The organism is Candidatus Eisenbacteria bacterium (genome assembly GCA_016235265.1).
Classification (GTDB): Bacteria; Eisenbacteria; RBG-16-71-46; order RBG-16-71-46; family JACRLI01; genus JACRLI01.
The window spans coordinates 365,209-378,915 of record JACRLI010000014.1 but is presented as its reverse complement, the minus strand read 5'-3'; the positions used below and the strand labels follow the sequence as shown (position 1 = coordinate 378,915).

The window sequence follows — 13,707 nt, the reverse complement described above, 5'->3', positions numbered from 1 at the left end:
CTGGGGTGGAAGAAGCCGATCTTCTTGAATCGCCAGCCGCTTGTGTGGCAATGGAATGGGCAGGACGGGTTGGGGCAATGAGGCGGACGGAAGGTGGCCATGCAGGGCATACCCTGCATGGCTCATGCTAGACACATTCTTCGAAGCACAACCTCTGTGTTATGGCGCGTCCCCGGGCCCGCCGCACTCAGATCCCGCCGCCCTGGTCGAACCGGTCCGGCACCGGACGGGGCTCCTCCAACGGGTCGCTCATGGCCCGGAAGGCCTCCTCGATCTGCTCCATGGTGAGACCCTCGGGAATCGTCAGCTGGACCGGCTTCTGGCGCAGCTCCGCCACCTCGCGCCCCAGCTCCTGGAGCTGCTCGTGCAGCGCGGTGATGGCCCGCGCGGTGGGGTCGGGAATGCGGTTGTGCTCCAGTTCGTGCCCGGGGCGCTGTTCCTCCGCCTTCGACTCCTCGAGCACGCGGCCGGGGATGCCCACCACCGTGGAACGCGGCGGCGTGGACTTGATCACCACCGAGCCGGAGCCCACGCGCGTGTGGTGGCCCAGCGTGATGTTGCCCAGCACCTTCGCTCCCGATCCCACCACCACGTGCTCCTCCAGCGTGGGATGGCGCTTGCCCTGGCTCAGGCTGGTACCCCCCAGCGTCACCCCCTGGTAGATCAGGCAGTCGTCGCCGATCACGGACGTCTCGCCCACCACCACGCCCATGCCGTGGTCAATGAACACGCGCCGCCCAAGGACCGCGCCCGGGTGGATCTCGATGCCGGTCAGGAACCGCGCGAGGTGCGAGATGAACCGCGGCAGGATGGGCACGCGCCACCGCCACAGCCGGTGCGCCCAGCGATACATCCACTGCGCGTGCAGGCCCGGGTAGCACAACAGGATTTCCAGGGCCCCGCGTGCGGCGGGATCCTTGGAGCGGATGGTGCGGATGTCCTCGACGATTCGCAGCATGCGGCCTCGATGCGCGGCCCGCGCGTCCTGCGGAGAATGGCGCCGGCGCGGCGGGCGCGGTCCACGCCCCGGTGGTCCGGATTCCCCGCCTACGGCCCGACCGGCGCGGCGTCCTCCGGGAAATCGAACAGCGGCGTCGAGAGGTAGCGCTCCCCGTGGCTGGCGAGCACCGCCACGATGCGCCTGCCGGCCATCTCGGGCCGCTTCGCCACCTGGACCGCGGCCCACGCCACGGCGCCCGAGGAGATGCCCACCATCAGGCCCTCCTCGCGGCACAGCCTGCGGGCGAACTCGAAGGAGTCCTCGTTGGTCACCTGGATCACCTCGTCAATCACCGCGGTATTGCGCACCTTGGGGACGAAGCCCGCACCGATGCCCTGGATCTTGTGCGGTCCGGGCGCCCCGCCGGAGAGCACCGGCGAATCCTTGGGCTCCACCGCGATCACCCGGCACGCCGGGCTCCTCGCCTTCAGCATCTCCCCCACGCCGGTGATGGTGCCTCCGGTGCCCACGCCGGCCACCAGCGCGTCCACCTTGCCGCTGGTGTCCTCCCAGATCTCCACCGCGGTGGTCACGCGGTGGATTTCCGGGTTCGCGGGGTTCTCGAACTGCCCGATGATGATCGAGTTCGGGATCTCCCGGTGCAGCTCCTCGGCCCGCGCGATGGCCCCCTTCATCCCCTTCGCGCCCTCCGTCAGCACCACCTTCGCACCGAACGCGGCCAGGATCTTGCGCCGCTCGAGGCTCATCGTCTCGGGCATGGTGAGCACCAGCGGGATGCCCTTCGCCGCACAGATGAAGGCCAGCCCGATCCCGGTGTTCCCGGAGGTCGGCTCCACCACGGTGGTCACGCCCGGCTTGATGAGCCCGCGCGCCAGTGCGTCCTCGATCATCGAGTACCCGATGCGGTCCTTCACCGACGACATCGGGTTGAACGACTCCAGCTTGAACAGGAGCTCCGCCTTCACCTCCTTCTGGAGCACGCGGGTGCGCACCAGCGGCGTGCGGCCGATGGTTTCGAGGACGCTGTCGAAGATCCGAGGCATGGTGGGATTCTCCCGCGGCCGGAAGTCGGTCGGTGCTAGGGACCGGGTTGCACGCCCTTCACGCGGGACGCGTTGATGAGCACCCGGATGTTGTTGCTCGCGGCGTCCAGCGGCAGAACGAAGTAGTACGCCCGCGTGGGCGGGAAGTGATGGGTGATGCCAACGATGGTCTCTCCGTCCTCGAAGGTCACCCGGATGGTCCTGGCGCCCCGCAGCCGCGCGTCGGCGGGATCGGGGCGGGTCGCGTCGGTATACTTGGCGTTGCCCGAGAGGTCCTTGACGAAGAAGAGGGCCTTGAGGTCCGCCAGCCTCACGTCCACGGTGACGCCTTCGGGCGTGCGCACGTGGCACACGGGACGCGACGGATCCACGTCCATGCTCGTGCCCTTCACCACCCTGCCGTCCGCGTGTCGCGCTACGACGAAATTCGGCATCCGTGCCCTCCCGGGGATCGTGTTGGCTTGGATGATTCCCGCGCGGCGGGGGTGCGCATCGGGGCCGGTTTCCAGGCCGCGCGTGCGTTCAATCCCGCGTTTTCAGTATGTTTCAGCGTCGGGAGCCCGCCGCGTGCGCCGCGGGGGCTCCCGCCGGCCTCAGGAATGCAACTCCACCACGTCCCGGTCCACCAGCACGTGGTGGCGGTCCACCTGCTGCCCGTCGAAACGGGCATGGCCCCAGATGCGCGCGTACTTCATGCGCCCGGCCACGTCCTTGTGCACGTGCAGCGCCAGCTCGTGCACCGTGGCGCCCTGCGGCAGCACGAACGGGCGCTCCATGTCCGGCTTCCTGCCCGGCTCCTTGGCGTAGACGCGGATCATGTGCAGGTCGCGGAACAGCAGCGCGCGCAGGTCTTCGAGCCCGGAGCCGCGCTCGGCCGACACGCGAAACACCGGGATGTCGGCGGGCAGCGACTCGCGCGCCATTTCCAGGAATGTGCCGTCGTCGTCCAGGTCCGCCTTGTTCAGCAGCGTGTAGACGGGCCGCTGCACGATCAAGGGCGAGACGTCCGCGGGCAGCGGGCGCGTGAGTGGCCACACGCGGGCCTTTTCCAGCACCGCGGCGCAGGCCTCCACGGCCTCCGCCAGGCCGTCGTCGGTGGGGTCGAACACGAGCAGCACCCCGTCGGCGTTGTGCGCCACGTTGGCCATGTACGGCTCGGTGCGGTGCGCGGCGACAGCGGGTGTGTCCACCAGTTGCACCTGCACGTCCTCGAAGGGCATCATGCCCGGTTGCGGCACGTGCGTGGTGAACGGGTAGGGCGCCACCTCGGGGTGCGCGTGGGTGAGCGCGCGAAGCAGCGCCGACTTGCCGGCGTTGGGCGGGCCCAGCAGGGCCCACTGCCCCGCGCCCTCCCGCTTCACGTGGCCGGGATCGGCGCGCTTGGTGCCGCCCTTCGCCCCGTGCTCGGCCTCGTCCTCCAGCTTGGCGATACGCCGGCGGATGTCCGCCTGGATCTTCTCCGTGCCCTTGTGCTTGGGCAGGAGTTGCATCATCTCGCGGAGCGCGGCCAGCTTGTCCTCGTGGCTCACCGCCGCGCGGAAGCGGTCCTCCGCCTCCTTGTACTGGGGCGTGAGATTCGCGGGCATTGGTAGATCCTACGTGACACCGTGGGTCACACGGTGCGGGGTAGAACCCCCTTTCAGACCGTGCGTGCGGATTTCCCGCACACGGCTTACGGGTGGGATCTCGGATGGCTGCATTACGCGGTCCCCGGGTAACAGACGGTGCCTCGCAGGCGGTGCAGCCCGTGCTGATGGAAGAACTGGCGAGTCCAGAGGTCGGCTTCGCCCGCTCGCAGATGGCGACCCTTGCGCTTCACCATGAAGCCATGGAGCCGCTGCCAGACGTACGTGTCGACCCGATTGAACTTGTTGTTGGCGTTCCCGGTCTGGAAGTAGGTGCCCCAGCCACGAAGCACCGGGTTGAGGTCGCGGATCAAGACCCGCACATCCTTCACCCCGTTGCGTTCCCGGCCGGTCAACTCCTTCACCCGCTGCCGTACCCGTTGCATGCTGCGCTGCGAGGGCCACCGCTGGAGAAAGTACACCCTTTGGCGTTCTCTCGCCCAAATCGGTCCGCTCAGTCGCTTGCGCAGGTGACAGCCGAGGAAATCAAGCCCCTGCTGTCCCCAGCTCAGATCCAGCCGCTTCGTCTTCTCCGGGTGCAGCTCCAGCCCCAGCCGCGTGAGGATCCCCTTCACCCGGCGCTCGGCCTCCTCGCACGCCGACTTCGTCCGACACATCACCACGAAGTCGTCCGCGTAGCGCACCAGCATGCCCAGATGGGCCCACCGGCGTTCCCACACCGTGTCGAGAGCGTTGAGGTAGATGTTCGAGAGCAGCGGCGAAATCACTCCTCCCTGGGGTGTCCCAGAGAGGTTCTCCCGCATCTGTCCCTCTTCCATCACCCCGGCACAGAGCCACTGCCGCAGCAGCTTGAGTACCCGCCGATCCGAGACCCGCTGTTCCACCAGAAGCATCAGCTTCCGATGGTCGATGCTTCCGAAGTAATCTCGAATGTCCGCATCCAGTACGTGGTTGTAGCCCCGAGATCCCAGCTTGCGCAGGCTCTCCAGGGCCCCGGTGGCGCTCCGCCTCGGCCGGAACCCAAACGAGCACGGACGGAAGTCCGCCTCGAAGATCGGCTCCAGCACCAGCTTCGCCGCCGCCTGCACCACCCGGTCCCGTACCGTCGGTATGCCCAACGGCCGCTTCTTGCCATCCGCCTTCGGGATGTACCGGCGCAACACCGCTGCTGGCCGGTACCTGCCTGCTCGCAGCATCTCGCCAAGCTCTTCCAGGAAGCGCTCGACTCCGTACTGCTCCAGCCCGGCCAGCGTCTCTTCATCCACGCCTGCCGCGCCTCGGTTCCGCCTCACCCGCTTCCACGCTTCCCGAAGGACGTCACCCCTCCAGATGCGGTCATACAGCGCGTGGAATCGGCGCCCCGGCTGCCGCTTGGCCGCCACCCACAGCCGACGTTGAAGTTGTCGCACTTTGTCGCGGGACTCGCGCCCCGCGGGGTTGTTGGGTCCGGTCTTGCCGGCCATGCCCTTGCGCTTACCTCCGCCTTCGGCTCTCCCGCCCCAGGGGCCCTTTCCTCCAGCGGCGTTCTTCGTCACCGCCATCCTCGGCACTACGACCCCCTCGGACTCCCGCTGTGCAGCGCTCGACTTCACCTTCGGCTTATACGAGCCACCTCGCCCCGACGCGGGGCCACACAGACGGGCCTCTCCTGTTCCGCACCGAACCTTGACCGCGTGCCGCGCCCCCTACCCCGGCAGGACTCGCTGCGCGTGTTCCTCGAAGTCTCGCGCTGCGAACATGGCCTTCGCCGTGACATGCTCGGCTCGGCTCCCGCATTGTTTATCTGTCGAGGCGGCAGACTTCACTTCATGTTGCGGCCCGCAATCTCGCTTCCTCCGTAGAGGCTCTTGACGCCCCGCTCAGACGCAGGAATCTCTCCCAACGCCCGGGACCTGCTACCAGAGGCTTCGATCTTCTCTGGGCGGGACTCTCACCCGCTGGCTCGGTGCAGCGTGAACGGCTGGGAGCCGTTCGTCAGGACGCACCATGGCGGGATGATAGCAGGATACCGGGCGGGGAGTGTAGCGGGGGCTGCTCGGGGTGGATCGGCCGCGGGCCTGGTCGACCGCGCGGGGCGGATCGGCTGTGGCGCCCGGGCTATTGCCCCGACCGGGCGGCCCGCGGCGATGCGTGCCGGTCAACGCGACGGCAGAATCCGTGGCACCGCCTCCGCGGCGGGCATCCGGAGCGCCACGTCCACCTCCAGGGAGGTGTCCTCCGGGTTCACCTCGATGGCCTTCGCGCCGCTCGAGCGGACCGCCGCCACGATGCCCGCCGCGGGGTACACCGCGCCGCTGGTGCCGATGACCAGCACCGCGTCCGCGCCCGCAACCGCGAGTTCCGTGGACTTCACCGCCTCCGAAGGAATGGCCTCCCCGAACCACACCACTCCCGGTCTCTCCGGCGCGTGGCAGCAGGGCGATCGCGGCAGTTCCGGGTACTCGAGGTCGGCGACCAACCGCTCCTCCCGGCACTCCCCGCACCGGTTGTGCCACAGCGAGCCGTGAAAGCGCACCACCGCCGAGGTGCCGGCGCGCTCGTGCAGGCCATCCACGTTCTGGGTGATGAGCGTGCCGCGCCCCAGCTGCGACCACGCCGCGATGGCCCGGTGCGCGGCGTTCGGCTCGCAGGCGCGCACCGTGCGGCGACGCTCCAGGTACCAATCCCATACCAGCCGGGGGTCCGCAGCGAACGCCTCGGGCGTGGCCAGCTCCATGAAGCTGCGGTTGCGCCAGTAGCCGCCGGCGCCACGGAAGGTGGGAACGCCGCTCTCGGCGGAGATGCCCGCGCCGGTGAGGATCACCAGGCGGCGCGAGGCGCGGAGAACTGCGGCGGCGAGACTTGGTGCCGTCGGGGAATCGGCCATGGCGGGAGTGTAGCATGGGCCCGCAGCGCTGCCGGCCCGCCCCCTACTTCGGCCGCCTTCCCGCCCTCGCCTCCGCCACCGTGAACCCCGCCGGCTGCACGTGCCCCGGGCTCCGGCCCGGCGTCACCTCGGCAGCCCAGTCTCCGCGGCCCACCGCGTCCTGGATCGCAGCGACGGCCTCCGCGGGGAGCCCGTCCACGATGCCCGTCTCGCAGCCGTGGGCGAAGGCCGCATAGGCGAGCTGGAGTGCGAACATCGCGTGGGCTTCGTCCGGATGCCCCTCATCCACGATGTCCACCGCCAGCGCCTCCGGCTGCCCGATGACTCCCGTCACCTGGTGCAGGGAGTAGTCCTGGTTCGCGGAGCACGCGGCGGGAGTCGCCTCCCGTTCCTCCGGGCTCTGCCACGAGCGAATGATCATCGGCTGCCGGCCGATCCCCTCCAGGTCGGAGAGGATCGCGCGCACCTTCTCGGCGAATGGCGGGTACACCTCGGCCAGCTTCTCCCGGTTGCGCGCGGCGCGTTCGAGATCCCGGGCCCCTCGCGAGCGTCCCTGTGTGATTGGCATTCGATACTCCGTCTCGGGCTCTTCCCGCTTCGGGCCCGCTCCCGCCCACCGGGAACCGGCGGATGGGCAGCGTGAGCCCAGTCTTGCGTGCTCGACTCGAGTTTCGCCGGCGGCCATGGCCCCGGGGTGTCCCAGTGCGGAGAGCCAGGTGGCGCGTCGCGGAGCCGATCTGTCCGCGAGATTGCTCCACCCAACCGAGCGCCCCCCTCGGGCCATGGGCCTGCCGGACGATGCCTCGGCGGAACCGGATTCCGCCGGTGTCATGGCCGGAGCGGGCGCACCCCCGCGGGTTCGTGACCGGAGCCCGCCCTCGGCGGGGTCGTCCCTGCCGGCGCCCCTCCCGGGCGCTTTCCTGCCCTGGCCTCTCCCAGGGACAGCCCGGCAGCCTGGACGTGCAGCGGGTTCCAGCCCAGCTTCACGCGCGCGCCCCAGTCGCCGCGGGCGATCGCGGCCGTCACTGCTTCGGCAAGATTGTGAGGAAGGCCCATGAGGATGCCGGTCTGGCAGGAGTGCGCCTGGGCGGAGCTGGCGAGCTGGAGAGCGAAGGGAATGCGGATTGCGTCCGGATCGTCGTTCTCGACCACGTCCGCCGCGAGCGACTCGGGTTGATTCAGGCGCCCGGAGATGCCGTGCATTCCGTGCACGCTCTGGCTGATGCCGGCCTTGTACGCCTTGAGCTCCTCTTCGGGACTGCGCCACGCCACCTGGATCCGGGGCCGGAAGCCGGCGGCTTCCAGTTCCGACAGGATGGGTCGAACGCTGTCCGCGAAGTGCGGGTACAGCTCGGCGAGCTTCTCGCGGTTGCGGGCCGCGCGCTGCGTTTCCTTCTGGCCGATCTCCGGCTCCGTCCCGATGTTCACGGCTCACCACCTCCTTGCGTGGCACGCGGCGTGTGGAGTTCCCGCGCGCATTGCGGCCGGTGCTGCAGCTACCTGAGGTCGATCCTCCACTTGTCCAGGCTGTCGAGCAGCGCCGGCAGCAGCCGGTGCGCGCCGCTGAGTTCGCCGAAGGGCGCGTCCAGGCCGGCGACCAGGCGCCAGGGCGCGCCCAACGAGCCGGTGCGGACGTCTCGCGCATCGAGCCAGGCCAGCAGCCTTCGCTGGTCCGGAAGCCGGAGTCGGTCCACCGGGTCCACGAACAGAGTCCCACCGGCAGCTGGCGAGTCCGGGTGCCGCAGGATCGAGAAACTGGTGGCCGGCACAGGGGAGGACCCGTCCACGCATCGGAACGCCCCCCCCGGTCTGACCCACTCCCGGTGGAGAAGCCGCGCGAAGCTCTCGCGAATCCGCGAGGATCCGCCGATCACCAGCACCGGGCCACTCCACCGGGAGGTCCGATCCGCCCACACCTCGAACTCTCGAAGCCTGGCGGACCGGCCGCCGGCCACCGGGTACCCGGTGAACTGCGTGCTCACAGGGGGATGCTCAATACGGTTGAGGTCGCGGTCAGGATCATGAGATCGAGCAGCGACAGCGAGGTGGAGGTGGTGCACGTCGCGGGAATCGGCTGAGGATTGTCAGGCTCTCCAGCCAGGGCCGCTGCGGGAGCAAGGAGTGTCGCGACGCAGACGAGCACGAGGCCGGTGCGGAGCAAGCGGGAGCGGATCGAGGCCATGGGCTACCTCCAAAGTTGCGGTTGTGGACCGCGCGATGATCACGCGGCCGACCTAAGCCGGTGCCGGCCTATAAGGCACCGAACGTGCCGCCATGAAGCGATGGGTCTTCGGTTCAAGATCGAAGTAACTATCTATTTTATCATAATACGAGACAGCATGTTACGGCTGGGGTTGAGATTTTGCCGTTTCTTGAGAGCGAGCTCTCTGGGATGGTATTCGTAGAGTTCTACGAGGAGTGTGCGGTAGTGAGCCGACTTCGAGATAGTAACTGATGGTATTACAGCATATTACGGTCATGTAACATAGATTCGTAAGGATTTACGACAATTCGTGAGGATTTGCGTCTCACGCGCCTCCGCGGGTCCTCAGCGCGCCACTTCGTTGGCCGCAGCCGAGTTGACCTTGCCCCTTCCCGCTCCTAGACTCATCCGCATGCCTTACGGTTCTGACTGGCTGCCACCGGGATTCTCATGGCAACGCGGCCTTGGGCATGGTGCGGAGGGAGAGGTCCACCTGGTGCTGGATCTCGCTTCGGGCACACCCCGGGCGATCAAGGTGCTTTCCAGCTCCGAGGACGCGCAGTCTCGCGCTCGCTTCGAGCGAGAGTTCGAGACGCTGGTGTCGCTGCGCCATCCGCACATCGTGGCGGCTCACGATTTCGGCTACCTCGCGGACGGCCGGTTGTTCGTCGTTCTCGATCACCTGCCGGGCGGCAGCCTATTGCAGCAGCAACTGCCGGCCGCACCCGCTATCGCGGACCTCTGGCTTGCCCAGTTACTGGAAGCGCTGGAGTTCCTGCACCTGCAGGGACTCCTCCACCTGGATCTCAAGCCTGCCAACCTGTTGTTCACCGAGCCCGCTGGTGACGGTCCGCCGACGCTCTGCGTAAGTGACTTCGGTCTGCTGGGCCGGCTGGGCGAGGTTCCCCTTCGGGCCGGCACACCCGGCTACGTGGCACCCGAGGTGCTGCGGGGCGAGACCGCCGATTCGCGGGCGGATCTCTACGGCGTGGGCACGCTGGCGTACGAGCTCTATACCGGCCGGGCGTGTTTTCCGGGCGCGACCCCGCAGGAGCGGACGGAACGGCAGCTGACGGACCGGTGGGACGCGGCTCCGCTGCGCGGTCGGCCCGAGCTGGTGGCCATCCTGCGCAGGCTCCTGTCCCCGCGACCGGATCTGCGGCCGGCAGATGTGGCGACTCTCCGTCGCCTCCACCCCGAGTGGGCTACCCCTGCGGAGGACGCAGGGGTCACGGCAATCCCTGGCTCCCTCCCCGGCGCAGAGTTGGCCGCGGTCCTGGAGGCGACCTCCGCGGACTCGCCCCGCGACGTGCGCATCACCGCTCCCCCGGGCACGGACCCCGGCGCGCTGTTGCGGACCGCACTGGGACGTCTGAAGACCTCGGGGCGGCGCACAGTGCTGCTCGACCGGGAGGTGCGGGACGCCTGGCGACTGCTTTCGCGCGAGCCGGCCGTCGAGATTGCCCTCATCGACGGGTTTCACGAACTTCCGGAACGGGTCCTCGCGGATCTCGGGCAGTGGCGGGAGACCGTTTCCGCGTCTCGCGTGGTGGCATCGTGCGACGAGGCGCTGATGGATGCCTCCCACCGCGCGGCCCTGCGTCGCCTCGCTCCGAAGGCAACGTTTGTCAGGCTGGAACCGCAGGCCGGCGGAGGCGGCGCGGCAGGGACAGGTCCAGGCGATCCGCTCGCGGAGATACTCCTGCGGCTCCCGGGGGACGTGCGGCGGTTCCTCTTCGTGGCCGCCTGGATCGGAGAAGCGGAAGCGCGCCGTCACGCCGGCGAGTTCGCGCCCCCGCTGGCGCCCCCGGCATCGCTGCGCGAGCTGCGGGGGTGGTTACGTACCCCTCCGAGACTTCGGGCAGCCGCGAAGCGCGCATTGGAGCAGGCCGAATCGGCGGAGCTCGCCACGATGTGCCTGCGGCTTTCCGAAGCCCTGGATCCCCGCGACCGCGCCGACCTGGCGGAGCTCTGCAGTGATTCGAGCACCCGGCAGGAGTGCCTTCTGGACGCAGCCCGGGCCTCGCGCCTTCCTCTCATCTGGGGACGGGCCCTGGATGTGCTTCCTCCGGGCGAGCAGCGGACCGCGATCCTGGACGAGGCCCTGGAAGCCTTCTCCGCGGCGGGAGGAGATCCGCGGGAGGAAGCGTGCCTGCGCGAGCGGCTCCAGGGCCGGCTGGAATCCAGGCGCCGCTGCGAGCTGCTGCGGAGGCTCGCATGGTGCCGGCTGCGGGCAGCGGACACGAGTGGGGCGCGGGAACCGTTCGAGCAGGCCGTGGAGGCCGCCGGTCAGGATGCCGTTTCGCGTGCCGCGGCGCTGGCGGACCTGGGATGGCACCGGGCCGTGGCCCACTCTCCCGGGGAGGCCCGCGCCTGCTACGAGGAGGGCCTCCGGGCGGCGCCAGGGGACGCGCACGTGACCCGCAGCCGCCTGCTGAACCGTCTCGGGGTCCTCACATGGCGCGCGGGCGAGCGGCGGCACGCGGAGGACTTCCTGCACCAGGCTGCCATCGAAGCGAGGGCCGCCGGGGATGTCGACGCGGAAAGCGCGAGCTGGTCGAACCTGTGCCTTCTGCTGCAGGAAGAGGGCCGCCTCGAAGAGATCATGATTCGAGGGAAGGAGCAGCTGGCGAGGTTCGAGGGCGAACCCTCGGCGACAACCCATGTGCCCTACCTCCTGTACCGGATGGCGGTCGCATCCCACCGAGCCTTCCGCTACGGCGAGGCTGTGAAGCTCATCCGGAAGGCCCTTGAGGCGGCCGAGCACGCCGGCTCCCGCCAGATGACGTCCCTGTACCTGGTGGTGCTGGCAAGTTACGAATCCCACCTCGGCAACCTCGACGAAGCCGACTCCCTCCTCGCCGAACTCCCCCGCGACGGCGGGGGCCCCGACCGCGGCTACGCGCTGGAAGTACGCGGCGAGATCACTCTGCGCCGCGGCGACGCAGGCCTGGCTCGCCGCCTGCTGGAAGGCGCTCATCGCGTGCGCATGCGACACGGCGAGGTCGCCTCAGCCTCATCCCTCCTGCCCGGGCTGCTGGAAGCGGCCATCGCCGCAGACGACCGCGCCGGCGCGGAGAGGTGGCTCGGCACGGCCGGCAAGGTTCTCGAGTCCGGCCTGCCTCGGCGCACCACCCTGCTCGTGCGTGCCGGCGCACTCGCAGCGCGGGCGGCCCTGGGCATCGACGCCGAGGGTACGCGGGCCGCGCAGCGAGCCCTGGCCCTCGAGTTGGACTCCACCGAATTCGCGGAGATCCGCTTCCGCAACGCCGTGACCGGCGCCGAGCTGGCCCTGGAGGAAGGCGACCTGGGCCGTGCCGAGGCCGCGATCGAAACCATGGAGGCACTGCTGGAGGGGGCCGGAGCCCCCGTGGAATCAACCCGCGTGGAAGAACTTCGCGGCGCCCTGCACGCCGCCCGCGGCGAGCGGGAGCTGGCTCGAGACACGCTCAACTCCTCGGCCCGCCGCTTCGCCGCGCTGGGCCACAAGCTGGACGAGGCCCGGGTGCGCGAGCGTCTCCTGGGGCTCCTCTGGGACGCCGGCGAAGGCGCCGCCGTGGGCGAGAACGTCCTGCTGGAACTCGCCCGCCTGGTGCACTCGCTGAACTCCCTGGAGCAGCTCTTCGAGCGCACCATGGACCTGCTGCTCCAGACGCTGCCGGCGGAGCGCGTGGCGCTGTTCCTGCTCGACCCGGCCCGCGGCACCATGGAACTGGCCGCCGCGCGCGGCGTGGGCGACGAATGGCACCACCAGGCGAAGCGAGCCAGCGCGTCGGTGGTGTCCCAGGTGATGCAGTCCGGCAAGACCCTGGTGGTCTCCGACGCCATGGGCGACGCCCGCCTCTCGGGGCAACCCAGCGTGATGGAGCTGGGCATCCGTTCCGTCCTGTGCCAGCCGCTGTTGCTCGAGGACGCCGTGATCGGCACCGTGTACTTGGACCATGTGAGCCGCGCCGGGATGTTCGGCGAGCACCACCGCGCGCTGCTGCGCGGGTTCTGCCGCCTGATCGCAGTGGCCGTGGAGCAGGCGCGCAACCGGGCGCGGCTGGCCCGCGCCGAGGAACTGCTGCGCCGCGAGAACCAGCACCTGCGGCAGAACACGCGGGGGGTGGCGCGCGCCACGAACTTCGTCAGCAAGTCCCCGGGGATGAGGCGCATCCTGGAGGAAGTGACCCGCGTCGCGGCACACCGCACCACCGTGCTGCTGCTGGGCGAGAGCGGCACGGGCAAGGAGCGACTGGCGGAGATCCTGCACGCCGGGAGCCCGCGCGCCGAGGCCCCGCTGGTGCGCTTCAACTGCGCGGCCGTCGCGCCCAACCTCATGGAGGCCGAGATCTTCGGCATCGAGGCCGGCACCGCCAGCGGAGTGGGCTACCGCGTGGGGATCTTCGAGTGCGCCGACGGCGGCACGCTGCTGCTCGACGAGGTGGGCGACATGGACCTGAGCCTGCAGGCGAAGCTCCTGCGGGTGCTGGAGAACGGCGAGGTGAGGCGTGTGGGTGGGCGGCGGACGAGCCAGGTGGACGTGCGCGTGATCGCGGCCACCAACCGCAACCTGCGCGGGTGCGTGCAGGCGGGCACGTTTCGCGAGGACCTGTACTTCCGGTTGAGCGCCGTGACGCTGGAGATCCCGCCGTTGCGCGACCGGCGCGAGGACATCCTGCCGCTGGCGGAGCACTTCCTGGAAGTGTTCGCGGGCCAGATGGGCCTGCCCCGGCCGGAGGTCTCCCCGGCGTTCCGCGAGTACCTGCTGGACCATCCCTGGCCGGGCAACGTGCGCGAGCTGCGCAACGTGATCGAGCGGGCGCTGGTGTCCCAGGCCGGGCCGCTGCTCACCGTTCCGCAGCCACTCACCGATTCCCGGCCCGCGCCCGAAACGATGGGCATGGGCGAGCGCCGGGCCCGGGCCGAGTCCGAGGCGCTCCGATACACGCTGGAGAGTTGCGGGTGGAACCAGACCCGGACGGCGCGGAAGCTGGGGGTTTCGGAGGGAACGGTGAGGTACAAGATGCGGGCCTACGGAATCACCCGTCCCGAGTGAGGAGAAT

Annotated in this window: 11 protein-coding genes; 1 reads left to right on the top strand and 10 read right to left on the bottom strand. The window is 69.6% G+C overall.

The genetic code is table 11. The features are described 5' to 3' along the window. Window positions 1–187: 187 nt before the first annotated feature. From cysE to HZB25_08080, 10 genes are all read right to left on the bottom strand, one after another. The gene (cysE, locus tag HZB25_08125; GenBank protein MBI5837197.1) at window positions 188–958 is read right to left on the bottom strand and encodes a serine O-acetyltransferase; all 771 of its coding nucleotides are present in this window, start codon (window positions 956–958) and stop codon (window positions 188–190) included. Window positions 959–1,047: 89 nt separating this feature from the next. Beyond that, a complete protein-coding gene (gene cysK, locus HZB25_08120; protein ID MBI5837196.1) occupies window positions 1,048–2,004 on the bottom strand; it encodes a cysteine synthase A in 957 nt (318 codons plus the stop codon). Between the two features lie 35 nt (window positions 2,005–2,039). Further along, the gene (locus HZB25_08115; protein ID MBI5837195.1) at window positions 2,040–2,438 is read right to left on the bottom strand and encodes a hypothetical protein; all 399 of its coding nucleotides are present in this window, start codon (window positions 2,436–2,438) and stop codon (window positions 2,040–2,042) included. Between the two features lie 159 nt (window positions 2,439–2,597). Beyond that, on the bottom strand, window positions 2,598–3,590 hold the full coding sequence (locus HZB25_08110; protein MBI5837194.1) for a 50S ribosome-binding GTPase: 993 nt from the start codon (window positions 3,588–3,590) through the stop codon (window positions 2,598–2,600). Window positions 3,591–3,703: 113 nt separating this feature from the next. After that, the gene (gene ltrA, locus HZB25_08105) at window positions 3,704–5,053 is read right to left on the bottom strand and encodes a group II intron reverse transcriptase/maturase (protein MBI5837193.1); all 1,350 of its coding nucleotides are present in this window, start codon (window positions 5,051–5,053) and stop codon (window positions 3,704–3,706) included. A 674-nt stretch (window positions 5,054–5,727) separates the two neighbouring features. Then, a complete protein-coding gene (locus HZB25_08100) occupies window positions 5,728–6,456 on the bottom strand; it encodes an NAD-dependent deacylase (protein MBI5837192.1) in 729 nt (242 codons plus the stop codon). A gap of 43 nt (window positions 6,457–6,499) precedes the next feature. Next, window positions 6,500–7,024, bottom strand: a complete 525-nt coding sequence (locus HZB25_08095) for a hypothetical protein (protein MBI5837191.1) — start codon at window positions 7,022–7,024, stop codon at window positions 6,500–6,502. A 260-nt stretch (window positions 7,025–7,284) separates the two neighbouring features. Further along, the gene (locus HZB25_08090) at window positions 7,285–7,884 is read right to left on the bottom strand and encodes a hypothetical protein (GenBank protein ID MBI5837190.1); all 600 of its coding nucleotides are present in this window, start codon (window positions 7,882–7,884) and stop codon (window positions 7,285–7,287) included. Between the two features lie 68 nt (window positions 7,885–7,952). Next, the gene (locus HZB25_08085; protein MBI5837189.1) at window positions 7,953–8,438 is read right to left on the bottom strand and encodes a hypothetical protein; all 486 of its coding nucleotides are present in this window, start codon (window positions 8,436–8,438) and stop codon (window positions 7,953–7,955) included. Next, entirely contained in the window at window positions 8,435–8,638 is a 204-nt protein-coding gene (locus tag HZB25_08080) for a hypothetical protein (GenBank protein MBI5837188.1), read from the bottom strand. The genes HZB25_08085 and HZB25_08080 overlap by 4 nt, the downstream gene beginning before the upstream one ends. A 433-nt stretch (window positions 8,639–9,071) precedes the next feature. On the opposite strand from HZB25_08080, the gene HZB25_08075 reads away from it, so the two are divergent. Continuing rightward, on the top strand, window positions 9,072–13,700 hold the full coding sequence (locus HZB25_08075; protein ID MBI5837187.1) for a sigma 54-interacting transcriptional regulator: 4,629 nt from the start codon (window positions 9,072–9,074) through the stop codon (window positions 13,698–13,700). Window positions 13,701–13,707: the final 7 nt, after the last annotated feature.